This window comes from Bradyrhizobium nitroreducens (assembly GCF_002776695.1).
In the GTDB taxonomy this organism is placed as follows: domain Bacteria; phylum Pseudomonadota; class Alphaproteobacteria; order Rhizobiales; family Xanthobacteraceae; genus Bradyrhizobium; species Bradyrhizobium nitroreducens.
Window position 1 is genome coordinate 1802051 of the sequence record NZ_LFJC01000003.1, and the last position, 24570, is coordinate 1826620.

Annotated in this window: 24 protein-coding genes; 8 read left to right on the forward strand and 16 right to left on the reverse strand. The window is 58.9% G+C overall.

All coding sequences use genetic code 11. The annotated features are described in order from the left end of the window. Positions 1 to 702: 702 nt before the first annotated feature. Both TSA1_RS08965 and TSA1_RS08970 read right to left on the reverse strand, forming a co-directional pair. Entirely contained in the window at positions 703 to 1923 is a 1221-nt protein-coding gene (locus TSA1_RS08965; RefSeq protein WP_100176037.1) for a diaminopropionate ammonia-lyase, read from the reverse strand. Positions 1924 to 2190: 267 nt separating this feature from the next. Then, the gene (locus TSA1_RS08970) at positions 2191 to 3321 is read right to left on the reverse strand and encodes a threonine aldolase family protein (RefSeq protein ID WP_145984287.1); all 1131 of its coding nucleotides are present in this window, start codon (positions 3319 to 3321) and stop codon (positions 2191 to 2193) included. Positions 3322 to 3377: 56 nt separating this feature from the next. On the opposite strand from TSA1_RS08970, the gene TSA1_RS08975 reads away from it, so the two are divergent. The 8 genes from TSA1_RS08975 (at position 3378) to TSA1_RS09010 (ending at position 10925) form a co-directional block, all read left to right on the forward strand. Then, positions 3378 to 3983, forward strand: coding sequence for a helix-turn-helix domain-containing protein (locus tag TSA1_RS08975; RefSeq protein WP_161497200.1), 606 nt, complete (start codon positions 3378 to 3380; stop codon positions 3981 to 3983). 109 nt (positions 3984 to 4092) lie between these two features. Further along, on the forward strand, positions 4093 to 5103 hold the full coding sequence (locus tag TSA1_RS08980) for an amino acid ABC transporter substrate-binding protein (RefSeq protein WP_100176040.1): 1011 nt from the start codon (positions 4093 to 4095) through the stop codon (positions 5101 to 5103). Between the two features lie 7 nt (positions 5104 to 5110). Next, positions 5111 to 6229, forward strand: a complete 1119-nt coding sequence (locus tag TSA1_RS08985; protein ID WP_100176041.1) for an ABC transporter permease subunit — start codon at positions 5111 to 5113, stop codon at positions 6227 to 6229. Positions 6230 to 6435: 206 nt separating this feature from the next. Continuing rightward, positions 6436 to 7326, forward strand: coding sequence for an amino acid ABC transporter permease (locus tag TSA1_RS08990; RefSeq protein ID WP_161497201.1), 891 nt, complete (start codon positions 6436 to 6438; stop codon positions 7324 to 7326). A 65-nt stretch (positions 7327 to 7391) separates the two neighbouring features. Next, a complete protein-coding gene (locus TSA1_RS08995) occupies positions 7392 to 8177 on the forward strand; it encodes an amino acid ABC transporter ATP-binding protein (protein ID WP_100181041.1) in 786 nt (261 codons plus the stop codon). A 261-nt stretch (positions 8178 to 8438) separates the two neighbouring features. Continuing rightward, complete coding sequence (locus TSA1_RS09000) at positions 8439 to 9167, forward strand: LuxR family transcriptional regulator (RefSeq protein WP_100176043.1); 729 nt, start codon at positions 8439 to 8441, stop codon at positions 9165 to 9167. A gap of 85 nt (positions 9168 to 9252) precedes the next feature. Continuing rightward, positions 9253 to 9882, forward strand: coding sequence for an acyl-homoserine-lactone synthase (locus TSA1_RS09005; RefSeq protein WP_100181042.1), 630 nt, complete (start codon positions 9253 to 9255; stop codon positions 9880 to 9882). An 83-nt stretch (positions 9883 to 9965) separates the two neighbouring features. After that, a complete protein-coding gene (locus tag TSA1_RS09010) occupies positions 9966 to 10925 on the forward strand; it encodes a LysR family transcriptional regulator (RefSeq protein ID WP_100176044.1) in 960 nt (319 codons plus the stop codon). On the opposite strand, the gene TSA1_RS09015 is transcribed toward TSA1_RS09010, so the two are convergent. The 14 genes from TSA1_RS09015 to TSA1_RS09080 all read right to left on the reverse strand — a co-directional run bounded on the left by TSA1_RS09015 (position 10892) and on the right by TSA1_RS09080 (position 24536). Then, positions 10892 to 11137, reverse strand: a complete 246-nt coding sequence (locus TSA1_RS09015) for a DUF2274 domain-containing protein (RefSeq protein WP_100176045.1) — start codon at positions 11135 to 11137, stop codon at positions 10892 to 10894. The genes TSA1_RS09010 and TSA1_RS09015 overlap by 34 nt on opposite strands. Before the next feature lie 3 nt (positions 11138 to 11140). After that, positions 11141 to 12352, reverse strand: coding sequence for a TraB/TrbI/VirB10 family type IV secretion system protein (locus TSA1_RS09020; protein ID WP_174718826.1), 1212 nt, complete (start codon positions 12350 to 12352; stop codon positions 11141 to 11143). Next, complete coding sequence (gene trbG, locus TSA1_RS09025; protein ID WP_174718827.1) at positions 12349 to 13383, reverse strand: P-type conjugative transfer protein TrbG; 1035 nt, start codon at positions 13381 to 13383, stop codon at positions 12349 to 12351. Before trbG ends, TSA1_RS09020 begins: the two co-directional genes overlap by 4 nt. Further along, positions 13380 to 14063 carry a conjugal transfer protein TrbF gene (gene trbF / locus TSA1_RS09030; RefSeq protein WP_100176047.1) on the reverse strand — a complete coding sequence of 228 codons (684 nt, stop codon included), beginning with the start codon at positions 14061 to 14063 and terminating at the stop codon, positions 13380 to 13382. Before trbF ends, trbG begins: the two co-directional genes overlap by 4 nt. Positions 14064 to 14164: 101 nt before the next feature. Then, a complete protein-coding gene (gene trbL / locus TSA1_RS09035) occupies positions 14165 to 15394 on the reverse strand; it encodes a P-type conjugative transfer protein TrbL (RefSeq protein ID WP_100176048.1) in 1230 nt (409 codons plus the stop codon). Continuing rightward, positions 15391 to 15759, reverse strand: coding sequence for a putative entry exclusion protein TrbK-alt (trbK-alt, locus tag TSA1_RS09040; protein WP_100176049.1), 369 nt, complete (start codon positions 15757 to 15759; stop codon positions 15391 to 15393). Before trbK-alt ends, trbL begins: the two co-directional genes overlap by 4 nt. After that, positions 15759 to 16487, reverse strand: a complete 729-nt coding sequence (gene trbJ, locus TSA1_RS09045; protein WP_100176050.1) for a P-type conjugative transfer protein TrbJ — start codon at positions 16485 to 16487, stop codon at positions 15759 to 15761. Before trbJ ends, trbK-alt begins: the two co-directional genes overlap by 1 nt. Then, a complete protein-coding gene (gene trbE, locus TSA1_RS09050; protein WP_100176051.1) occupies positions 16484 to 18925 on the reverse strand; it encodes a conjugal transfer protein TrbE in 2442 nt (813 codons plus the stop codon). The genes trbJ and trbE overlap by 4 nt, the downstream gene beginning before the upstream one ends. A gap of 10 nt (positions 18926 to 18935) precedes the next feature. Continuing rightward, entirely contained in the window at positions 18936 to 19199 is a 264-nt protein-coding gene (locus tag TSA1_RS09055; protein WP_100176052.1) for a VirB3 family type IV secretion system protein, read from the reverse strand. Then, a complete protein-coding gene (locus TSA1_RS09060; RefSeq protein ID WP_100176053.1) occupies positions 19199 to 19522 on the reverse strand; it encodes a TrbC/VirB2 family type IV secretion system protein in 324 nt (107 codons plus the stop codon). Before TSA1_RS09060 ends, TSA1_RS09055 begins: the two co-directional genes overlap by 1 nt. A gap of 1 nt (position 19523) precedes the next feature. Continuing rightward, positions 19524 to 20438, reverse strand: coding sequence for a P-type conjugative transfer ATPase TrbB (trbB, locus tag TSA1_RS09065; protein WP_174718828.1), 915 nt, complete (start codon positions 20436 to 20438; stop codon positions 19524 to 19526). Between the two features lie 230 nt (positions 20439 to 20668). Next, positions 20669 to 21982, reverse strand: a complete 1314-nt coding sequence (locus TSA1_RS09070; protein ID WP_100176055.1) for an MFS transporter — start codon at positions 21980 to 21982, stop codon at positions 20669 to 20671. A 133-nt stretch (positions 21983 to 22115) separates the two neighbouring features. Continuing rightward, on the reverse strand, positions 22116 to 22541 hold the full coding sequence (locus TSA1_RS09075; protein ID WP_100176056.1) for a ribbon-helix-helix domain-containing protein: 426 nt from the start codon (positions 22539 to 22541) through the stop codon (positions 22116 to 22118). 6 nt (positions 22542 to 22547) lie between these two features. Further along, positions 22548 to 24536, reverse strand: coding sequence for a conjugal transfer protein TraG (locus tag TSA1_RS09080; RefSeq protein WP_100176057.1), 1989 nt, complete (start codon positions 24534 to 24536; stop codon positions 22548 to 22550). Positions 24537 to 24570 lie beyond the last annotated feature (34 nt).

The window sequence follows — 24570 nt, forward strand, 5'->3', positions numbered from 1 at the left end:
AAGAGGGACAGACCTTTGTCATTTTTGAATGGGGAGCGGAGATCCGCTGACGCCGATTGTCGAACAAATCCGCCGGAGGATGTCAGGCGGACCACCGAGATTCATGACTCGCTGTAGCTTGATCGAACGAAATGACCGCCGAACTTTGATTGGTCGTGGTCACTAGCTGTCGGGACCGTATTGAGCGGTCATCTAAATGCTTCCGAGCGGCCGGGTGGGATTCCACCGGCAATCTCTTTTGATCTCGTTTGGAGATGACTTCGTCCAGGACGTCGGCTGTATCACCGGATCTCGAAGTTACTCAAAGCTCGCGACTATCAAGTTCGAATGCTTGAACTCTCTGACGCGAGACATTCAACAGCACCGACATCGGCGCCTGATGATCGATGATTGGACGAAACGGAAGGCACCGAGAGCCGAGTCTTGCTCGCATCACCCTTGACCCTTCGCGTCGCGCTGGTTCTTCGCGATCGAATGGGTCGGTCGGCACGTGCCATGATTACGACTGAGCTGCCCCATCCCAACCATCTAATCGTAACCGGCTAATCCGCCATGCGTGTCCGGAGATATACGAATTCACTTACTTGCGGAGTGGCCTGCGCGCTCAACCCCATGCGCGGCCGGAGCTAACGTACTCTCGTCCTTGAGCGGATGTACCAAACCGTCGATCGCTGGACAGCGGCTCGATTCGGGCTGAAGTTGTCAACGCTCGGAAGAAGGAGCCGCAATTTCTGCGATGGACGACCGGGCCCGCGACCATTCCCGATTCTTGCAGAAGGAGGACACCTGGTCATCGTGCAAGTCCATGATTCTGCGGTAGAGCTCGGGATCTGTATCGCTTTCGGTGCCGATCACCATAATCCGGCTTGAACGATCGATCTCCAGGCGGGCACGCATTTCTGGACTTCTGTTCGCAAGCAGAAATCCAGCGAGGCCAGCCGCTCCGGTCTCGCCAGATACGATCGATACGGTTCCGGTCTCGCCGGATGCGAGCAATCGCATGGCTCGAACCGCTTCAGCGTCCGGCACGGACATAAAACCGAACGCACCCCGAGACAGTATCTCCCATGCGAGCATCGACGGACGTCCGCAGGCGAGGCCAGCCATGACGGTGCTGATGTCACCCGTGACCTCGGTAAGGGCTCCCGCTCGAGCTGAAGCAAGCAGACAAGCGGCATTAACGGGCTCTACGACGATAATCTTCGGAGCTTCAGCCCCGTAAATCGCCCTATAGTACGCACATAGTGCCGCCGGCAAGGCGCCGACTCCGCATTGTAGGAATACGTGAGTCGGCAGCTCACTACGTTGGCGGGCCGCTTCCGCAGGCATCACAGTGTAGCCTTGCATCACGAGCGACGGGATTTCCGTGTAGCCCGGATAGGACGTGTCTGAAACAATGGTCCAACCGAAGCGCTCCCCATCCAGCTTAACTTGCCTGACGGCATCGTCATAAACGCCATCGACCCGGTGGACTCTGGCTCCATAACGTTCAATTTCCGACTTGCGACGTTCACTAACCTCGGAGTGAATATAGATCACGGCGTTCAGGCCGAAGCGTGACGCCGCCCAAGCAACTGATCGACCATGATTGCCGTCCGTCGCACATGCAACGGTCATACTGCTAGGAGAGCCCTCGCGCTCCCTGTCCTGGGCACGCAAGGCGAGAGAACGAACCGCATAGGCGCCACCCAGAGCTTTGAAACTGCCAAGAAGGAAGCGATTTCCCTCATCCTTGTAATCAATGGCGCCGACTTCGCACGCCCTTGCTAATTCTGTTAAACTGTGAAGCGGGGTGGGAGTATAATACAGCCAACTGCTGATCTCTTTCTCCGCCGCCGCAGCGGCCGCCGGGTTTATGACGTTGGCCTCCGTTGCTCCGAGGAGTTCTACCGGAGACGACCGCGTCCAAAGATGATCGAGCATTGATGTTCCTGAACTGAAGGGTGGGGACTTTGATATACGAAAAAAACTTTTCTCGAAAGAAAAATCTCGCAGAAAATCTTCGAGAGAGTTTCTCAGAACTGACCAGTTGTCCTCCGCTGAAAACGCGGCGCAGATTGAACGAACGCCCGAATGTGAGGCAGCTTATGCTGACTTTCCGCAGGGCACTCATAAGGTAGCTTCCGGGGAGAGAAGTGCTCAGCTTATGTTGCCCTCGGTCGCGGGCGCGGCCTAACCAGGACCCGACACTCAATCGTCGCGTTCGCGGCTTGCTATCTTACGGAAGATATCCGCGATCATCGGCGCGCTGTCCGCGCTTATGCCACGATGAAAGACCAAGCGAACGTGACGCGGACCGAAGGCGAGGCAGCCTAAGCCGGCCCGGCCGAGAGATGCGCAAAGTTCGGCTCCGTCTAAACCTAGCTTATCTCCCGATATAAGGACGATATTTGTTTGCGGGTTCGTTACAGAGTAGCCGGGAAGCAGAGCGACGGCTGCTGCGGCCTCTTGTGCGAGAGCATGATCTTTGCCCAAGAGTGAAATATCATCCAATACGGCCAACGCTCCAGCGGCAAGGACATGGCTAGGTCGGCAAATGCCCCCCAAGAGACGCCAAGCCTCAACGGCACTTTTTATTGTCCTCTCGTCTCCGGCCAAGGCGGCACCATTCGGCGCCCCTAAGCCCTTGTTGAAACTCACGCTGACGAGGTCTACTGGACTGGCAAGCGCCGCTGGCGAATCCCCTGACGCTACCGAGGCATTCCAGAGCCTCGACCCATCGAGAAACACACTCCACCCTCTTTCTTTAGCTTGTTGCGCGATAGCATTGGTTTGTTGTGCATTCAGCACCGTCCCGCCTCGCCTGTTATGCGTATTCTCAAGGCAAAAAATCGCGTCGGACTGGCCAAGGCACTTGGTGAGATCGAGTGCACCACCCTGTTGGGAGTAGGAGAGAACCTGAGGGCTTGAAAGCCAATCCAATCCAGCCATCTCAACCGTCATAAGATGGCACATGTCCTCCAGAACGAGGGCCCGCTCGCGAGCCCCGAGGGCCACAAGGCCCGCGATATTCGCAGCAGTACATGTGGGAAAGAGCGCAGCCGCAGACTTTCCCAATATCTCGCAGACACGATGTTCGAGAGCCCTCTCGATCGGATCCTCCCGCCAAAGAAACTCACCCGGCCGCCGAGCCGCCGCCGCGATAGCGCTCGCGACGATATCCGATGCGGGTGCCAGGATGTCGCTGCGGAGATCGAAGTCGAACTTTGAGATGGTGTCCATGAGACTTTTGATGATCCTGGGTTGACTGAAACAGGCCGATAACGGATTATACAACTTGAACAATCTTTTTCTAGTTGGAAAACTCGCAAGTGCAAGCACCCAATTCTCGTCGCCCCTCGAAATCAACGGCTCGTGAAGTCACGATGGGAGATCGATTGCGATCGATCCGTTTCGAAAGGAAGCTCACCCTCCAGGCTGCCGCGAAACTCTGCGGCGTGGGATTGTCTACCCTTTCAAAGATTGAAACCGGACAGGCCGCCCCCGCGTACGGCACGTTGAAACGAATTGCCGAAGGCCTAGAACTTAGCTTCGAGGAATTGATCTCCGGCGACCGCCCCGAGGCAACCTCGGCTCGCCGCACGATCACGCGGGAGCGTCAGATCCTGAAGTTCAAGAGCAACCGCTATGACTACCGTGTTCACGCCAGCGATTTGGCGAGCAAGGTGATGGTTCCGTTGGAAATGGAAATAAGGGCGCGAGGCCTGCCCAATCCTTCCGATTGGAGCCAGCATGACGGCGAAGAGTTCATCTTCGTCCTCGAAGGCGAGATCGAAGTTCTCCTCTCCGATTACGCTCCGTTTCGCTTGAAGCAGGGGCAAAGCGCCTACATAGATAGCCGTATGCGCCATGCCTTCGTGGCTTGCAGCCCGGGGCCGGCGCGCATGCTCTCTATCTGCTATGATCCGAAGCACAAGCTTCGCACTGCCGGGGAATTTCTAGATGCCGCACTCCCTGCTCGCCGCTCGGAGCGCAGTCGATAAGGAGGTTTACCGGAACTTCTTATCGAAAATTTTTTCCTGACTAGAAAATTACGATTGACTTGCCTTTTCCTCCGGCCCTAGGCTTGTAAGCTTTAAAGGGGAGAAAAAAATGCGAGTCTTCGCGATCGCGCTTGCGCTTGTCACCGCGTGCCTTGTTACCGACGCAAAGGCGGAATCCACGCTAAGCGCAGTGCGTGAGAGGGGCGTCTTGAACTGCGGTGTGACGTCGGCCCTCCTGGGCTTTTCTGCGCCGGATGCTCAAGGTGTATTTCGCGGCATGGACGCTGACATGTGCCGGGCAATCGCGACGGCCGTCTTTGGTGACCCCGGAAAGGTCCGCTTTGTGACCACTTCTCCCACCCAGCGCTTCGTCGCACTGCAATCCGGTACGATAGACGTTCTCATCTACACCGTAACGCAGAACTTCTCGCGCGATACGGGGCTGGGGCTGATTTTCGCGAATACCTATTTTTATGATGGCCAAGGTTTCATCGTATCTAAGAAGCTAAACGTCAAGTCAGCAAAAGAGTTAGAAGGAGCAAGTGTTTGCTTGCAACCAGCATCTGATGCTGCGCCAGGAGCCACGGACTATTTCCGGAGGAATGGCATTCAATTCAAGGCGGTGATGATCGAGGCGATACAGGAGGTGGTGTCTGCGCTCAATGCGGGCCGATGCGATGTATATACCACAGACGTAACAGGCCTTGCTTCGATCAAGGCGCGCAGCTTTCAGTCACCGGATGACTGGATCATCCTGCCCGAGATTATCTCGAAATCGCCGTTTGCGCCGATGGTCCGCCAGGGTGATGATCAATGGCTGACGCTCGTGCGTTGGGTCGAGAACGCCATAATTGACGCTGATGAACTCGGCGTCGACAGTCGCACGATCAAAGACGCGAGCGTAGCGACCAACAACCCGGAAGTTCGGCGAATGCGGGGGCTTGAGGGGGAAGCTGGTAAGGCGTTCGGTTTGCCAAATGACTGGCCTGCCCAGGTCGTCGCCGCTATCGGAAACTATAGCGAACTCTATGATCGTAATCTTAGCGCACTCGGTCTACCTCGTGGCCCAAACCGCAGCTGGCGTGAAGGCGGCCTGATCTTTGCTCCATCGTTCCGCTGAGAATAAGATGCAGTATCTAAGCCGATTCTTGCTGCGGAACTTACGAGCGGAGCGAGTCGCTCCGCTCGTAATATTCATCGTATTCGTGGGCGGCGTTGCGCTTGTGTTCGCAAATCTTTTTGCAAACCTGAGGTCTCGAAACATTGCGAGTGGCTTCGGCTACCTGTCGCAAGCCGCGGGGTTTGAAATCGGCGACACGTGGATCCACTACTCATCTCAAATGACGATTGGTCGCGCACTTATCGTAGGCTTGGTCAACACGCTTGTTGCTAGTACGGCGATTGCAGTCTTGATAACAATGATCGGAATCTGCGTCGGCTTGGTTCTCGCCTTCGGAGGTGAACTTGGGCGGGCATCGATAAAGCGGTATGTCTATCTGACGCGCAATATACCGGTGCTCCTCCATCTCGTGGTCTGGTACTCGGTATTTCGGGAAGGCCTGCCGCCGCCGCGTGGCGCATTCACGATTGGACCCATTGTTCTCAGCAATCGTGGCCTGATCCTTCCAATTCCCCAGAGCTATGGTGGCTTGTTCGAACTAGCGGTCGGACTCGCGATGGGAGCCGGCGTGATTGCAATCTCTCGCTCGATTGTAGGACGTTGGTCGAAGCTGTGGCTTATTGTCTCCACCCTCAGTGGCATCCTCGTCTGGTTCATCCTTTTGCCGACGAATGGGCCTGTCCTACGGGGCTTTAACTACGTTGGTGGCTGGGTCGTCACGCCGGAATTTTGTGCCCTTGTGCTTGCGCTCGCGTTCTACACCGGAGGCTACGTGACCGAAATTGTGCGCGGTGCAATCGAATCGTTTCCGCAGGGGCAGGTGGAAGGCGCCTTCGCGCTGGGTCTTTCCCGTACACAGTTCTTCTTTCTCATCATGATCCCACAAATCACGCGTACTATCGCGCCGGCGATGGTGAACCAGTATGTCAATGTCACCAAGGCCACTTCCCTTGGCATAATCGTGGGCTATCCCGATCTCGTATCAGTATCTAACACAGCATTGAACCAGACCGGCCAGGCCGTAGAATCGATCGCTCTACTCCTCGCCACTTATCTGACCATTTCTCTTGCCGTGTCGTTCGCCTCGCAGCGCTGTTTCGGTGAGACGACGGAGCGCGCCGCGTGATGAGCGCTATTCAGAAAGTGTATCGAAGCCGAGGCCGAAAGAGCTCCGTGTTACGTCGCTGGGTTGGACTCGTCGTTCTTGCAGTGATCATTGCATTTGTGACGCGATGGGGGCTCCTGAACGCGGTTTTTGTGTCTCCGAATCCGGATGACTGCCGGGCGGCCCAAGGAGCCTGTTGGGCAGTTGTCACGAGCCAGTGGAAGCTCGTGCTATTCGGTACCTATCCGTTCGGCGAAATTTGGCGTCCCTCGATCGCTGCGGTAGTGCTTTTGGGAGCATTCTTTATTCCATTAGCGCGCCCCAGATTGCTGATCTTGGCAAGCAGTTGGACGGTCGCTCTGGTGATAGCAACCGGCCTGTTCGATGGTCGGCCCTTTGGCCTGCAGTATGTGGAACCACACGAGTGGGGCGGGTTGCCGCTTACGCTCCTCTTGTCCGAAGCCGCAATTTTGCTGGCATTTCCCCTTGGCCTTGCGCTTGCCCTTGCACGGTGTAGCGGGACCGTGATCTTGCGGTCCCTGGCCTTGGTTCTGGTGGAGTCGATCCGTGGCGTGCCGCTCGTCTCGCTACTCTTTTTTGCCACCTTGGTTCTACCGCTGTTCCTCTCTGGCTTGTCTGGTCTGGACAAGCTCTATGGCGCTGCAGCGGCGATCATTCTGTTCAATGCCGCTTACATATCGGAAGTCTTTCGTGGCGGCTTAACGACGGTGCCGATTGGTCAGCTGGACGCCGCAAAATCACTTGGATTCCGATGGACAAGCATGCAGCGTTTTATCGTCCTACCCCAAGCCTTCAGGGCTTGCGCCCCCTCTTTGGTAAATCAAGCTGTGGGGATCGTTAAGGACACATCGCTCTTGGCCGTTCTCGGCCTCTTTGACTTCATGAACTCGGCAAAATTGGCACTTGTCGACGCTCGTTGGCGCGGAAATTTCGTCGAGGTCTATGTCGTAGTCGGCCTCGCCTACTTTTTGATGTGCTTTGCAGTGTCCGTTCTAGGACAACGGCTGTCATCGAGCCTGGAAAGACCTTCGAAGGGGGATGAGGCGGTCACACGCGCTCCGCTCCCTTCGATCGTCGTGGCGGAAAGCCAATCGTAGTGTTGCTACTTGAAGGCTGCTTCGCGGAATGCAGCTTTGAACGGCAGGTTAGTCAGGATGTCATCATGCTAGAGATCGCGCCCTCAGTTACCAATCATCAGATTGGCGACGTGATTATCGAGATGCGTAAAGTCGAAAAATCCTACGGCAGCTACAAAGTGTTGCGAGGCATCAACCTGTCCGTTTCACGTGGTGAGCGCATCGTCATTTGCGGCCCATCAGGATCCGGAAAGTCAACGCTGATTCGGTGCTTAAATCAGCTCGAAGAACACCAGGCTGGCGAGATCATTATCGACGGCACGCCGATGTCCGCAGGAGCCAGAGGTATCGACAGCATACGCCGTGAAGTTGGCATGGTATTTCAGAGTTTCAATCTCTTCCCGCATCTTACGGTTCTTGAGAACTGCACCTTGGCGCCGATTAGAGTGCGTGGCATATCGAAGGCTGAGGCCGAGGCGACCGCTCGAACAATTCTCAAGCGCGTCCATATTCCAGAGCAGGCTCAGAAGTATCCTATCCAGCTCTCTGGCGGACAGCAGCAAAGGGTTGCCATTGCTAGATCGCTTTGCATGAGTCCGAAGATCATGCTGTTCGATGAGCCGACCTCAGCACTAGATCCTGAGATGGTCAACGAGGTGCTCGATGTCATGGTAGAACTAGCAGAAAGCGGCATGACGATGCTGGTCGTTACGCATGAAATGGGCTTCGCCAGCAAAGTTGCAGACCGTGTCATCTTCATGGATGCTGGAGAGATCGTCGAGGTCGCGCCCCCTACAGAATTCTTCAACGCCCCGCAAAGCCAGCGCACCAAGAAATTCCTAGGTCAGGTTTTGCGCACGCAAGCGGGCTAGTTCGGACGAACAACGCTTGCAGCTTCTGCTTCATACAACTCATGTTGCAAGCATGGCGCGGCTTCTCGCTTGGACGATTCCCGGGCTGCACTGGTACGCATTCGTCGTAGATCCGAGGCTGACGGAGACAACGTTCCGCAGAATCTCGTGGGAAAATGAACTATCGCTAAATGTGATCCTCAATCATCAACATGACAGCTAGCCGCACTGAAATCGATTTTCGACGCGCCCTTCGACTGCAGAGAATCAAAAATACGAGCCATGCACCGCATCTTTCAAGATTTTATTGACTCATTGGCGAGTGCCCATGACCTAGCCAGTTTTTCGGAGGCGATGGCAGCTGCCTCCAGCGCTCTCGAACTATCATGTTTCGCCTATCTTGCACTTCCAGGCGGATTAGAGCGAAAACCGCGCCTAATCTCAACATATCCGGGGGAGTGGACCTCCCACTATTTGCGGAGCCGCTATGAGCTCATAGACCCCGTGATCACTCGAGCCCTTCAAACAGCTGAACCTTTTCAGTGGGGAATTGGTATGTCGTCGATTCGAGGCTCCTCCGTCCAACAACAGCTTCTTGACGAAGCGGCTCAGTTCGGAATTCGACTTGGCTTTACAGTCCCTATTCATGATGGTCATGGCCCGATCGCGGCGCTCACCTTCGCGACTTACCAGCGTAACCCCATCTTCGAAAACTTCGTAAAATCACAGGCGCGAGTACTTCAGCTTATGGCGATGTATTTCCATGCTCACGTCCGCCGTAAGCTGGCGAACGGACGTGATGTAGATGGAATACGCTTGTCTCCCCGAGAACTAGAATGCTTGGAATGGGCTTCACGAGGTAAAAGCGCCTGGGAAATCGGATGCATCCTTGGCATCTCGCGTAACACCGTCGCATACTACCTGCAGAACACGAAGGAAAAGCTGGGTGTTCGGACGGTTGTGCAAGCAGTGACGCTCCTAGCGGCTGCGAACAAAGGAAAGCAAAATTAGGACTCGCGCCCCCTGCAACTACAGGTGATGAATCAGGTCGATAAAACCGCTTTAAAGGGGGTGCAGTACACCTTTGGAGGAATTTATGATTCAACTGATCGCACCACCTTCGTATGGGGAGTTTTCCGGCACTCTCGTCGAAATGCACCGATTGCGGCATCGTGTTTTCAGGCTTCGCATGGCATGGGACGTTCAAAGTGCCGGGGACATGGAGGTTGATGATTTCGACGCGTTGAGTCCCATCTACCTGGTGCAGATGTCTTCTGGCGGCCAAGTTCAAGGTTCCGTTCGCCTTCTCCCCACCCTCGGCCCGACTATGCTTCGCGACACCTTTCCCGCGCTTCTTGATGGTCAGCCTGCGCCGTCAGTTCGTGAGGTTTGGGAAAGTAGTAGGTTCGCAATCGATGTTGTAGACGCCCCGAAAGGAGATCACGGAATCACTCGCGCCGCTTATGAACTATTTGCAGGAATGGTCGAGTTTGGGCTTTCGCGGCAACTCACTGACATCGTTACCGTGACGGATGTCCGAATGGAAAGAGTTCTTCGAAGAGCCGGTTGGCCCCTGCGACGCATTGGCAGTCCTGCCAAGATCGGCAATACCCTGGCCGTGGCGGGTTGCCTCGCGATCTCAAGTGAGATCCTCGCAGGGCTCCGCAAGGCCGGTAGTCTTTCGACACCAGTTCTCTGGTCGCCGGTCCTGTTTGTCGCCGCCTAGAAAGCCCTACACACCGAAAGAGATAAAGGTCGCCGCCTCTAGCGGGGAGTCACTGTCTTGCAGTTTGCTACCGAGCTAAGAAAATGACAGAAACCAGCATCAGGAGCGATCGGCGGAGCGCTGCAAGAGCCATTGACCTCCAGCAGCTTCGCCTGGCTGTTGTCGCTTGTGACTTTGGCAGCTTTCGGCGGGCCGCAGAAGCGCTTTCGATCAAGCACAACGTCCTCAGCCGTTCTATCAGTCAACTTGAGTATCTGGTCGGCGCGTCACTGTTTGAGCGCTCAAGCGGCGGGATCAAGCCTACACTTGCCGGCCGGGCGGTTCTGCGAATCGCGCGGCTGATCCTTGAGCAGGTAGACATGCTCGTTGACACCGGGAGATCTCGTGGTCGCGGCGACACCGGCCATCTCGTCATTGGCTTCAACACGTCCATGTCCACAGGCAATTTGCGAGCGACGATAGCTGAGCTCAAAAAGCTGCTGCCACAGCTTGAATTGGCGACGATGGAGCGCTCTCGCTCTCGTCTGATGACTGCTCTCCGTAGTGGTGCTGTCGATGTTGTCGTCAGCCCTGGACGCCTGCCATCAAATGACATTGGATCACAGTTGCTATGGAGCGAACGCATCCTGATCTCGCTGCCTCAGGACCACCCTCTGGCAGCACGCGAAACCGTCTTTTGGACCGACTTACGTAACGAAAAGATCCTTCTAAGTGAGTACGACCCTGGACGAGAGCTGCAGGACCTGCTGATCTCGAAGCTCGTATTACCCGACGACCGCCCCACCGTAGAGCGCCACGAGGTTAGCCGTGGCATTATCAAAAGTCTGACGAGTATGGGCATGGGGCTCAGTCTGGCGATGGAATCGGATATTGGTGCAAGCTTCGCTGGCCTCGTGTACCGTGAGTTGCAGGACGGAGCGGGACCAAGTCGAGTGGACTTCTATGCGCATTGGCGCGACGACAACGAAAACCCGGCGCTGAAGCGTTTCCTTAATCTGTTGGCAAAACGCTATCCCTCGGCCCCGGCGGCAGTTGGGGAATGACCAGTTCTTCTCGCCTTTGCAAATCCGCGGTCCGTGGCCATGAAGCGCGCCAGCATGGGCGCGATCAGCTTTGCCGGATCGATACGCTGCCCGTTTTCGCGTGCCACGGCCTCCGCATAGGCGACGAGATCCCGGTGGACGGACGCAGGAAGCTCAGCGGTGACCTTGACCGGCTTGTCGTCTGGCAGCGCTCCTATTCTCAGCTTGACCATCCTCTATCCTCCGTAAGGCGCAAGTATCAGGTCACGATTGACGACAACGCGAACCGGGTAGCCAGGCCGCACTGTCAGTGTGGGCTGGATGTTGAGACTGCGCCTAACTACCTGCTGTCCAGTCTGGTTCAGTGAGTCCGAGGCGCCGTGTCGCAATGCTTGGATGATTGCACTGTCGTTGCTGTTGGTGTCCGAGCCGGCACCTAGCTCCGTCCCGACCGCCAGAAACGTCGATAGTGCCGCAGCCTTGAACACCTCACCCCAATGATTGTCGACCTGATCTTCGAGGCCTGCATACCCGGCAGCGTCAGCGCCAGGCTGCCTTCCAAGAACGATAGAGCGTCCATTCGGCATGATCAGCCGGGTCCAGACGAGCAGGACACGTGACTGGCCGAAAGTGACCTGACTATCGTAGATCCCGATCAGACGCGCTCCCTGAGGCACTAATAAGAACCGACCGGTCGGCGTGTCGTATACGTTTTCGGTCACCTGCGCGGTAATTTGGCCTGGCAGGTCCGATCTGATCCCCGTGATCAGGGCTCCCGGAATCACTGTCCCAGCCTGCAAGATATACGGAGAAGCCGGCCTGGTGACGCGGTCAGGGCTGACCGTGCGACGATCCACAGAAGCGTTCACGAACGCAAGCTTGCGGTCCTGGCCGTTCTGCGCAGATCCATCGTCGCCAGTGCTCGTTGCGTTCGGTGGCAAGACACGGTCGCTCCCAGCAGCCGCAGCTGAGGACGGACGCACTTCTCGTCCATTGGTCGCGGCAAATAAATGGCTGACGCGGGCTGCCTCGGTCTCTTGATCCCGGCGCTGCTGTTCCGGATCAGTGCCGATCGCCGGCGACTGACCTTGAGCGGCGAGTATCGGCCGACCGAGGTCCCCCGGGAGCGGCGGACCAAGCTGCGGGATTGGCTGGCGCAGGACGCCAGCATAGTCCTTCGGCAGCGCCGTAATACCGTCGGCAACATTGTGGTGGTCGGTACTGTAAAGCTCATCGGCCGCTGGATTACGAGAGCGATTGCTCTGCAGCGACCACAGTACCGCCCCGCCGATGACAAGCAGGGCAACTGCACTCCCGCCGGCCAAAACTTTCCGCGACAACCGTGTCACACGCGGATGCTCTGCTCTCAAGCGGAAGCCTTCGGACTGCTCCCCTTGTGTCTCCGGCGGAACTGCTTTCTCGTGATCGTTTGTATTCAGGATGCTCATGACGACGGCCTCCCGTCGGTCCTGACAATCCGCACCTTCTGCTGGTGCTCACCGCCGAGCCGGAGTTCGGCGGCCGCAAACAGCCGATCGACAATCAGCACGTTTCCGTAGGCGCGGTAGTTGACGAGTTCAGTCTTGCCGTCTGGACCGATGACGAAGAGCGGAGGCATCTCACCTTGCACGATGCCCCGCGGGAATTCGACATAGACCTTGCGGCCATCGTCATATGCTGCGAGCGGCCGCCAGGGAGCGTTGTCCCCTTCGATGGCATAGCGGGAGATGCGCTGCGCCGGTTCCGGAAGAACGGGCTTCAGAACCGCCGAACGCGATCGTCCCTGTGCAGTTTCAGGATAGTACCAGGCAACAGAAGGCATATATGGCCGTTCGCGGGAGCGGAGCTCGATCAGGTAGGTGCGCCGGTCAGTATTGACCACCAGGTTGGTCTCGATCGAAGCTCGGGTCGGCTTGACCAAGATATGGACTCGGCGCGTGTCGCCGCTCCCGCTTTCGGTATCGCCCACGACCCACCGTACGGTATCTCCGGCCGCGATCGGCCCCGATCCCGTCAACTGCTCTCCTTCCTCGAGCGCGATATCTGTGATCTGCCCCGGTGCGGCGTAGATCTGATAAAGCGCGCCGGGACTGTAGGCGTAGATTTGTGCCGCGTTGAAATACCCTCGCTTGCGCGGTTCGACCCGGGCTGCGCTATTTGCTGTTTCAATCCGGCTCACGGGTTCAGCATCTTCCTTCCCTCCCGACTTTCCGCCGAGAGCCGGCTTCCAGAGGGGTGGAACGTGAAGCGGTCGCGATCTGTCGTCGAGAGCCACCGGCGTCGCCGGTAACGGAGGCACTTCAGCGTCATAGCTGATCTCCGGCGGTATATAAGTCGCGCACCCGCCGAGCGCCGATGAACAGAGCAAGAGCACGGACAGAAGCGCTCGCTTTGAGCCCACGAACTCGGACCAAGGCGAATTGAGCTTGCTGCGCGGGAGGGAACGCTTCGAATGAACGTCAGATGGCGTCTTGGTCACTGACTCAACTCCTTTGACCAGTTGATGGCGCGGACGTAAACGCCAAGCGGATTCTTGCGCAGGCGTTCGGCGTCGCGGGGCGTCTCGATGACGATCGAGAGAATTGCAGTCCAACGCTCAGTCGAGCTCAACGAACCGTTGTCGTAGGTGCGCTGGGTCCACGCGACGCGAAAGCTTTCCGATGATGCGCGGATGACGCTCGAGACCTCGACGGAGATCTGCGCCTTGCCCAACTTGGCAAAGGGGTCATTGTTGCGCGCGTAATCGTTGAGCGCAGCGGCGCCGCGATCAGTCGTAAAATCATAGGCCCGGAGCCAGTTTTGGCGCAAAACGATGCCGTCGGCCGGCAGACCTCTGACATCCTCAATGAAGCGCGCAAGATGGTAGGCGATCTGCGCATCAGTGGGTTGATAGTCGATGTTGGCCGGCGCAACCCTCTGGGCTTGGCCAAGATGGTCGACTTCGACCACCCAGGGCGTGATCGAGCCTTGGCTCGACTGCCAAACAAGGCTACCGGCGAGACCGGTCGATAACATCAAGGAGCCGAACGCCATTAAGCGCCAGTTCTTGGCCTGAACGCGGGCGGATCCAATGCGTTCGTCCCAAACTTGCGCCGCCTTTTGGTAAGGCGTGATCGGCTCGGGCATGCGCCCGTAGTGTACGGAAGGTCGTTTGAACATCGATAGTTGCCCCTGAGATAAAGTGAATGGTCTTAAGTGGTGCGGTGTCTGGGTTTGAGGCGCTGCCGAGCAGCGGGTGGCGAAAGCGCGATGGCCGCGTGTCAGCGCTCTCCTTCAGACAAATCGACGGAGGAGCCGCTGCCACCATGATCGCCCGAGCGAACGGCCTGGCTAGCGGCCGAAGCACCATTCCGAATAGTCTCGGCGCGCTTCATGCGTCGCGCCCAATCGGGCTGCCCCTCGGCCGAAGTGTTCGCGGTCTGCGCGCTGGTTTGCCCACCTCCACCGAGCGCAGCCGCTGCACGACGCAATGGGCTCATGGCAGCCGAGGCGCCAGCCTCCGCAACGCCAGCCATGCCTCCGCTTCGATAGGCGGCGGACGCACCGCTCAAGACGGCCCCCCCACCGCGCGCGGCACCTGCAATCGCACCACCAGCGAGACCGGCGCCGCCGGCGGCGAGGCCTGCGCCCGCCGCAACGATGCCGCCAGCAGCAAGACCTGTTCCGATCGCGGCACCGGCGCCGAGTTGCGGTCCGCCCGACACCAGGCCATTTGCAATACCCGGACCGAACATGCCGAGGCCCAGCAACGCGAGCGCCGCAAGCACCAATGTCATCGCGTCTTCGATGGTCGGCTGATTGCCACCAAAGCCGGCGGTGAACTGCGAGAACAGGGTCGATCCAATCCCGACGATGACGGCCAGGACCAGGACCTTAATCCCTGAAGAGATGACGTTGCCCAAGACCCGCTCGGCCGCGAAGGCGGTCTTGCCAAACAAGCCAAAGGGAATGAGCACAAAGCCGGCCAGGGTAGTGAGCTTGAATTCGATCAGGGTGACGAAGAGCTGGATCGCCAGAATGAAAAAGGCGAGCAACACCACGACCCAGGCGAACAGGAGGACGACGATCTGGACGAAATTCTCAAAGAAGCTGATGTAGCCCATCAGGTTGGAAATCGAGTCGAGCAACGGTCGGCCGGCATCGAGTCCGACTTGAGCGATCTTTCCAGGTCTCAGGAAGTCGGATGCGGACAGGCTTGCGCCCGATGCTTTCAGTCCAAGACCGGCAAAGCTCTCGAAGACGATGCGCGCCAGGCTGTTCCAGTTCCCGATGAGGTAGGCGAAAACCCCGACGAAGAGCGTTTTCTTGACGAGGCGCGCGATGATGTCCTCGTCCGTTCCCCAACTCCAGAACAAGGCTGCGAGTGTGATGTCGATCGCTGCAAGGGTCGTTGCGAGATAACCGACATCGCTGCCGAGCAGCCCAAAACCGTTATCGATATAACGCGTGAACGTTTCCAGGAACTGATCGATGATCCCCGTACCCGTCATTGCTTGGTCGCCTCAGGTGTCGCCAAGTTCGGATATCCCTGCGGGATCCGGCTTTGATCCTTTAGGACAGATATCGAGCTGGTTGAGTCATCGTGGCCGAAAGCTACAACGCCGTCTTTTTTGCCAAGGAAGCGACGCCGGTTTTCGGCCCAAACTTGCTGGCAATGGCGATAACCCGCTGTTTCCTTCGGAGTGACGCCGCGGCAGCGTGCGAGGTCGGAGCTGGTTGCATCGGTCGCCTGCTCCGCCTTCGGCGCCGATGGAGAATCGTTTCCGCCACGCAATTGAATCGTGCAGGCAGCGACAGCCATCAGGCCGATTGTCGTAAGCAGCGATAGCGCCTTGAATGTCCTTATGTCGGTCATTAGTGGAACATCTGCACATTGGATGATTGATAGCCCTGCCCAGGTGTCAGGAAGCGCCGAAGCTGTTCTCGCCCCTGATCCTGGGCCGAGGCCCGCTGAGCCGCTTCAAGACTCTGCGCCCTGCCCTGCGCCGTCACGACAGCGGTGAGGTCGGCGAGTTGCTGCGCGTTCAGCGCGAGAATCTGATTACCGGCTTGCGTCGCCTGCAGCGCGCCACTGGCGCCTTGCGAAGACGTTACGAGCGCCGAGGTCTGGATGCGATTGGTGTCGAGGTTGCCAACGATGCCCGCCTGGACGCGCAGGGCGTCTTGCGTTGCGGCATACGTATTTTGCCAACGCGATTGAGCGTTGGAGATCAGCAACGGGTTCGATTGGTTGCTAGTGGCCGGCGCGTAGCTGGTTGAGAAAGCACGGTCGATCTGTTGGACGTCATAAGCGATACGCTGGGCCTGGGTCAGCAATTGCTGGGTCCGCTGGATCGATGACTGCAGTTGCTGCAACGACGAATACGGCAGGTTTGCCAGATTCCTGGCCTGATTGATCAGCATCTGTGCCTCGTTCTGCAGCGAGGTGATCTGATTGTTGATCTGCTGGAGCTCCCGCGCCGCCGTTAGAACGTTCTGGACGTAATTGTTGGGGTCAAAGACGATCAGCGCCCGCGCGGGCAAGGTGACGCTAAGCAAGAGTGCGGCCGTGCCAGCGGCCGCCAATAGGCCAAGGCGCCTCATAGCGAGTTCTCCAGGTTTGCAAGATTGGGGATCAGCTCTACCGCCCAGGCGATACCGCGATGCTGGAGCCACGCCGGCACGAATCCGGCAGGTCCGTGTTCGGCGAAGAGCTGGGCGATGGCAGCCTGGTCTGTCTTGGAAGAGGCCGCGGTGAAAGCGAGCGCGACCTCACCGAGCCCAAGTTCGAACATCCGGTTGCCCCGACGCGACTGGCAGTAGTAGTCGCGCTTTGGCGTTGCCCGACTCAGAAGCTCGATCTGGCGATCGTTGAGTCCGAAACGGCGGTAGATGGCAGTGATCTGCGGTTCGATCGCCCGTTCGTTCGGGAGCAACAAGCGTGTTGGGCAGCTTTCGATGATCGCCGGTGCGATCGCGGAACCATCGATGTCCGAGAGCGACTGGGTGGCGAAGATGACGGATGCATTCTTTTTCCGTAGCGTCTTCAGCCATTCCCGGAGCTGGCCAGCAAAATCCTCGTCGTCGAGGGCCAACCATCCCTCATCGACAATCAGGAGCGTCGGCCGGCCATCGAGACGGTCCCCAATACGATGGAAGAGATACGCCAGCACGGCCGGCGCAGCACTCGTTCCGATCAAGCCTTCGGTCTCAAACGCCTGGACCGACGCCTCGCCAAGGCGCTCCAATTCGGCATCGAGCAAGCGCCCGGATGGACCGCCGAGGCAGTATGGTTGCAGGGCCCGCTTTAGGGAGTTCAATTGAAGAAGGGCTGACAGGCCTGTGAGGGTGCGTTCCTCCCTCGGCGCCGAAGCGAGAGATGTCAGCGCCGACCACAGATGATCCTTGACTTCCGGGGTGATCTCGACCTTTTCCCGTGCGAGGATCGCGCCAATCCATTCAGTGGCCCATCCCCGCTCGGCGGAATCGTCGATCCAGGCCAACGGCTGCAGGGCAACGGCGTTTTCGTCCCCGTCAGACAATGCACCGCCGAGATCATGCCAATCCCCGTCCATCGCGAGCGCCGTTGCCCGGATCGAACCACCGAAGTCGAAAGCAAAGACCTGAGAGTTCGGATAACGCCTGAACTGTAGCGCCATCAGAGCGAGCAGGACTGACTTCCCTGCGCCTGTCGGTCCCACCACAAGAGTATGACCGACGTCGCCGACGTGGAGCGAGAATCGGAACGGGGTTGATCCCTCGGTCTTGCCGAACAGAAGCGGCGGACCCTTGAAGTGGAGGTCCCTCGCTTCGCCCGCCCACACGGCCGACATCGGTATCAAGTGGGCGAGGTTGAGGGTCGAAACCGGTGGCTGCCGCACATTGGCGTAGACGTGCCCGGGCAGACCGCCGAGCCAGGCTTCAACAGCGTTCACCGTCTCGATCATGCAGGTGAAATCGCGCCCCTGAATGACCTTCTCGACCAGCCGCAGCTTTTCATCGGCCGCGTTTGGATCGCGGTCCCAGACTGTGATGGTCGCCGTGACAAAGGCTTGCCCGATCTGATCCGACCCCAGTTCCTGCAAAGCCGCATCGGCATCGAGTGCCTTGTTGTGGGCGTCGGTATCGAGCAGCGTCGATGCCTCGTTGGTCATGACCTCCTTGAGGATGGCACCGATGGATTTTCTCTTCGCGAACCACTGACGGCGGATTTTGGTCAGCAGCTTGGTGGCGTCGGTCTTGTCGAGCATGATTGCGCGGGTCGACCAACGATACGAGAATGCCAGGCGATTCAGGTCGTCCAGGATGCCCGGCGTCGTCGCACCCGGAAAGCCAACAATCGTCAGGACTCGAAGATTAGCTGAGCCCAACATCGGCTCCAGCCCGCCAGTCAACGGCTGGTCGGCCAACAGCGCATCGATGTACATGGGAATTTCGGGTACTCGAACGCGATGACGCTTGGTCGAGATCGTCGAGTGTAGGTAGGTCAGCGTGTCCTGATCATCGAGCCAGGCGCATTCCGGCATGAACCCTTCGACGAGTTGAAGCACGCGGTTGGTTTGGTCGATAAATCCGCGGAGAACCTCGCGCGCGTCTGCGCCAACGGTGCGATCCCGGCCCTCATAGAGAAGTCGTTCTGCCTTGGCAGCCCCCTCCTCCGGTGGCAAATAGAGGAAGGTCAGGAAATAGCTGGACTCATAGTGGGTGCCCGCCTCTTCAAATTGAGCTCTGCGCTCCGCGTCGACCAGCGCGGATGCGACATCCCGAAAGGTGCTCGGAGGATAGGCTCCGGCAAAATGGCGCTGCGCCTCGACGAACACGGCCCAGCCGGATCTCAGGCGGCGCAGGGCGTTGTTCAGACGGCCGGCGACGGCGACGAGTTCAGCCGGCACGGCGCTGTCGAGGTCGGGTCCCCGGAACTTTGCCGTCCGCTGGAACGAGCCGTCCTTGTTCAGGATGATTCCCTCGTCGACCAGGGCTGCCCAGGGCAGGAAGTCGGCGAGCCGCGCGTTGGAATGGCGATATTCGGCAAGGTTCATCATGACCGAGAACTCAGGTGTTGAGATGACCGGGGATGCGCAGATGTCGGCGCACCACATCGACAAAAGCGGGGTCGCGCTTGGCGGCCCAGACGGCGGCCATATGGCCGATGAACCAGAGGACCAGACCTGCGATCCAGAGCCGCAGCCCCAGACCAAGGGCTGCCGCAAGCGTGCCGTTGATGATCGCGACCGATCGCGGCGCACCTCCCATCAGGATCGGCTCGGTGAGTGCGCGGTGAACGGGCACGACAAAACCTGCGACCGGGTCATCCATCAGATCAACACGCCGCCGCCGAAGGAGAAGAACGACAGGAAGAAGCTCGAGGCCGCAAACGCGATCGACAGACCGAACACGATCTGGATCAGTCTGCGGAAACCGCCCGAGGAATCCCCGAACGCGAGCGTTAGGCCGGTCACGACGATGATGATGACCGCGATGATCTTTGCGACCGGCCCCTCCACTGACTGCAAGATCTGATTGAGTGGCTGCTCCCACGGCATGTTCGAGCCAGCCGCCCATGCGGGCCGAACTGCCAAAAGCATGGTGCCGTAGGCGGCCAACGATGCACCTCGAAGAAAGCGAAATTGCTGACGCATGTCAGTCTCCTGCTGTTGAAAGGCTGTAGTCGCCGGTGGCACCCAGCCCTGAGACGGTGGCGAGCTCAGCGAGGCGGCGGTCAGCACCGCGTCCCACCAGCACGGCGACGAGGTCGATGGTCTCGGCGATCAGGGCGCGCGGAACCGTGATGACAGCTTCCTGGATGAGTTGCTCGAGCCGCCGCAGCGCGCCGAGCGCAGTCCCGGCATGGATGGTACCAATGCCGCCGGGATGGCCGGTGCCCCAGGCCTTGAGGAGGTCGAGTGCTTCGGCACCTCGGACTTCGCCGATCGGGATGCGATCAGGACGCAGTCGGAGGGACGAGCGGACGAGATCCGACAGCGTCGCCACACCGTCCTTGGTCCGCAGCGCAACGAGATTGGGCGCCCTGCACTGTAGCTCGCGGGTGTCTTCGATCAGCACGACCCGATCGGAGGTCTTCGCCACCTCGGCCAGAAGCGCATTCGTCAACGTGGTCTTGCCCGTCGATGTCCCTCCAGCGACGAGGATGTTCTTCCGTGCGGCAACCGCGTTCTGCAGGGTCTTGGCCTGCTCCAAGGTCATGATGCGCCTGGCGACGTAATCGTCGAGCGTAAACACGGCGACGGCGGGCTTGCGGATAGCAAAGGCCGGTGCTGCAACGACCGGAGGCAAGAGACCTTCGAAGCGCTCGCCTGTCCCGGGCAGTTCGGCCGAAACCCGTGGCGCGCCGGCGTGCACCTCGGCGCCCACATGATGCGCAACCAGACGAACGATGCGTTCGCCATCCGCGGCCGACAGAGTTTCGCCTGTGTCGATCAGGCCGTTCGACAACCGGTCGATCCACAGCCGCCCATCCGGATTGAGCATCACCTCGATGATCGCTTCATCTTCGAGGTAGCCGGCAATCGCGGAGCCGAGCGCGCTACGCAACATTCGCGCACCGCGCGAACTCGCTTCCGATTGAATGGAATGGATTACCACTGTTCGCCCCCACCGAATGAGGACGTCCAACGAGCGTCCTCATGTGGGGATGATTAGAAAAGGCACCGACGGACTTGGCGCAACAAGCGGGTTCGGTGATCGTAGACTGGCGTAGAAAAAGAAAGACTGAGGACTGATCTTTGAAGCCTACTTAGTCGTATTCGTTCGCTGTGAGATACTGCTCACCACTCCGCACCATCATCCACGGGTATGAGGATCACTGAATTCTCATACATCCCCACTGTCTCGAGAGCGTAGGAACCATCGGTCGGCTTGAATATCCATGATGCGACGGATCGGCGCCAAGGCAACGCGAACCAGACCAAGGCCGCGATCTGCAGGGCTACATTGACGGCGAACGCGACTTGATAGGCTTGGACGGGCCTATGGCCATCATTCGCAGACCATTGCTCCAGGATAAGACCCGTCGCGTATTGTGCCAGAAACGCCCAACCAAAGTGCAAAACGTTCAAGGCGCCGTTGGCACGACCGGCAAGCTCCGGCGGAAAGTAATCCGCTATCACCGCGAAGCTGACCACCGTTGCCGTTCCGACAATTGCGACAACAGACCAGGGCAAGATGGATGGCAGAGGCGCTCGCAGGATCAAGGCAAACTCAGCTGCGATAAATAGTACTGCAATCAGCGCCAATACTGTCTCCGCCCCGATTCCCCTTCGCTTGATGCAATGGACCGTCATACCGAACAACCAGGCACCACCGCTAAGTACGATCGACATCATGAAGAGCTGTCTGACGAGACTTACGCGATCAAACCCTTCTACGTCCATCAACCACGGCGACGCCCACAAACCTTGCAGAGACCAGGATGATCCAATGCAAGTCGCCGATAACGGGGCCATTCGCCAGAACCTTCCATCGCTGAAAACAGAGCTCAGGCTGGTGGACGCTGTTGACAGGGCGATGCCTCGTTCAGGCACCACAACATAGATGAGAGCGGCCGTCGCACCGGTGGCGGCCGCCAGAATCTCAAAGAGCTGCCGCCACCCCATCCAAGCGAGTAGGTGTTCGACGGGAGCCGTAGCAGTCACCGCTCCAAGTGATCCCAGCATGATCATGTAGCCGTTCAGCAAGGCAACTCGTTCCCTGGGGAACCAAAGGACGATGGACTTCAGCCCTGCCGTCAGCGCCGCGGCCACGCCAAGCCCGATCATTGCACGCGCGATCAGAAGCGACAGGAAACCGGTCGATACCGCGAACAGTCCGGCGCCCAATGCTGCGAGCAAGAGCAGAACACTCTGGACGCGGCGCGGACCAAAGTGGTCCAGCAAGATGCCGACGGGGATCTGAGCCGCCGCGAACACAAGGAAATAGACTGACGTAAGCAACCCGAGGTCGGCAGTCCCAAGCCCGGTGTCGGAGCTGAGATGACTGGCGATCAAAGCATTAATCGTTCGAAACAGGTACGAAAGATAGTATCCAACCGCAAACGGGAGAAATATGCGCGCGGTGAGGCGCCATGCCCCTGAAATCTGCATGCTGGCCCCTGTTGCTGTCAGCTCGCGCAAGCCGATAGCGTGACCAGCTTTTCGTCAGTTCAGCTAAATCGCTGCGGGCGTAGGCTAGCGAAGAAAAAGAAGGACCGGCGAAAGGGTCTTTCTATGGGTTCAATTAAGCATCTTCGGCCGGCTCCTGACGGCGGATATCTTCTGGAATCTCGCGCAGGAAGCTCTGTCCCTTTTGCAAGCGACGCCCGAGCGCCTCGACAAATCCTTCAAAGCGCTCCCGACCCTTTGCCTGCGCGGCCGCCTGCGCGTCGTTGGGTAGCGGCGGCGTGATAGTCAGCCAGAACCGAATGAACAGAGCCAAGGTCTCCGCCGTCAACCCAACGTCGCGCTCGAGCCTCTGCATCTGACGCGACAGCCGGTCGAGGCGCCGGGTGAACGCTGCCTCCCGCCTGTCCGCTCCATCCGGCGACAGAAACGAAGCGACCGCAGCTTCCACGATCGCAGACCGAGAAAGCTTCTTGCGATCGGCAAGCTCCGAGATCTGTTTCAGAAGCTCTGGCGGGAAATAGACATTCATCCGGTCGCGCATATCGCCTCAGAGCTCCATACCGTCATTTGGGTCCAGGGCGACTTGACGGGCAACACCGCGCATCTGTTGGCGGATGAGCCGGGACTGACGGACTGCATCGCCGTCATCATCGAGAACGGCAGCAAATTCTTCTGCCGGTGTCGGTTCGGTCGCCTCTTTGACGATTGCGACGTGATCGGGGAGTTCGGGCTCACGTCGGAGCCCGCTGTTCGCCGCGTCCTCCTCGGCCTCCGCCGGCTTGCCAGTTGGACTTCCCGTCGGCATCGGCATTCCGAGCGCTGACCATCCGTCCGTTCGCAATGATCGGCCGGCCGTCGCCGGATCAGGCGGCGGCAGAACCCGTTCGGTGAACCGCAAATCCTCGTAGTAGCGGACCTTCTTCGCCCGGATCGGCGCCGTCCCTGCCACCATGATGATCTCGTCCATCGGTGAAAGCTGCATGACCTCGCCCGGGGTCAGCAGCGGCCTCGCCGTCTCCTGCCGTGAGACCATCAGGTGCCCCAGCCATGGGTTCAACCTGTGACCGGCGTAGTTCTTCATCGCCCGCATCTCGGTCGCCGTGCCCAACGCGTCGGAAACCCGCTTGGCCGTCCGCTCGTCGTTGGTCGCGAAGCTGACGCGGACGTGACAGTTGTCGAGGATGGCGTTGTTGGGCCCGTAGGCCTTCTCGATCTGATTGAGCGACTGAGCGATCAGGAAACTCTTGATGCCGTAGCCTGCCATGAAGGCGAGCGCGGACTCGAAGAAATCGAGCCGCCCCAGTGCCGGGAACTCGTCAAGCATCATCAGGATTCGATGCCGGCGATCGCGGGCGTGCAAATCCTCGGTCAGACGTCGGCCGATCTGATTCAGCACCAGGCGGATCAACGGCTTGGTTCGTGAGATATCGGAGGGCGGCACGACGAGATAGAGCGTCGTAGGGCAGCTATCGGCGATCAGATCGGCGATCCGCCAATCGCAGCGGCGGGTCACCTGGGCCACCACGGGATCGCGGTAAAGCCCGAGGAACGACATCGCGGTGGAGAGGACGCCGGAGCGTTCGTTATCGGACTTATTGAGGAGTTCGCGCGCGGTCGAGGCGACCACGGGATGAGCGCCCTGCTCGCCAAGGTGCGGCGTGGTCATCATAGCCTTCAGCGTGATCTCGATCGGCCGCTTCGGATCGGACAAGAAGGCGGCGACGCCGGCCAACGTCTTGTCTGCCTCGGCATAGAGAACGTGGAGGATGGTGCCGACCAGGAGCGAATGACTGGTCTTCTCCCAGTGGTTCCGCTTGTCGAGCGAGCCCTCGGGGTCGACCAGGACGTCGGCCACGTTCTGGACGTCGCGGACCTCCCATTCCCCGCGCCGGACCTCGAGCAGCGGATTGTAGGCCGACGACTTCGAATTGGTGGGGTCGAACAACAGGACGCGGCCATGCCGCGAGCGGAAGCCCGCGGTCAGTTGCCAATTCTCGCCCTTGATGTCGTGGACGATGGCCGAGCCGGGCCAAGCCAGCAACGAAGGAACGACGAGGCCGACACCCTTTCCGGACCGGGTGGGCGCAAAACACAATACGTGTTCCGGTCCGTCATGGCGGAGGTAGTCGCGGTCCAGCTTGCCCAGCACCACACCATCCGGACCGAGAAGTCCGGCCGCTCGAACCTCTTCCGCATCGGCCCAGCGCGCCGAACCATAGGTCTCAACGTTCTTGGCTTCGCGCGCCCGCCAGACCGACATGCCGATCGCCGCCGCGATCGAAACGACGGTTCCCGATGCTGCGATAAAGGCGCCTTCGACAAAGACCTGCGGCGCATAGGCATCGTAGACGAACCACCACCAGAAGAAGATCGGCGGATAGTAGATCTTGAAGCCCAACAGTTCGAACCAAGGCCGCCCAAGCTCGGGCTGGTAGGCGAGTCGCCAGGCCGTCCACTCGGTTGCTCCCCAGATGGCCAGCAAGACGATAAGGCCGACAACGATCACCTGCCCCCAGAGTATTTTGGTTCCGGACATTCCGAGCGTCCTTCCGCAACTGAATTGGCGAGGT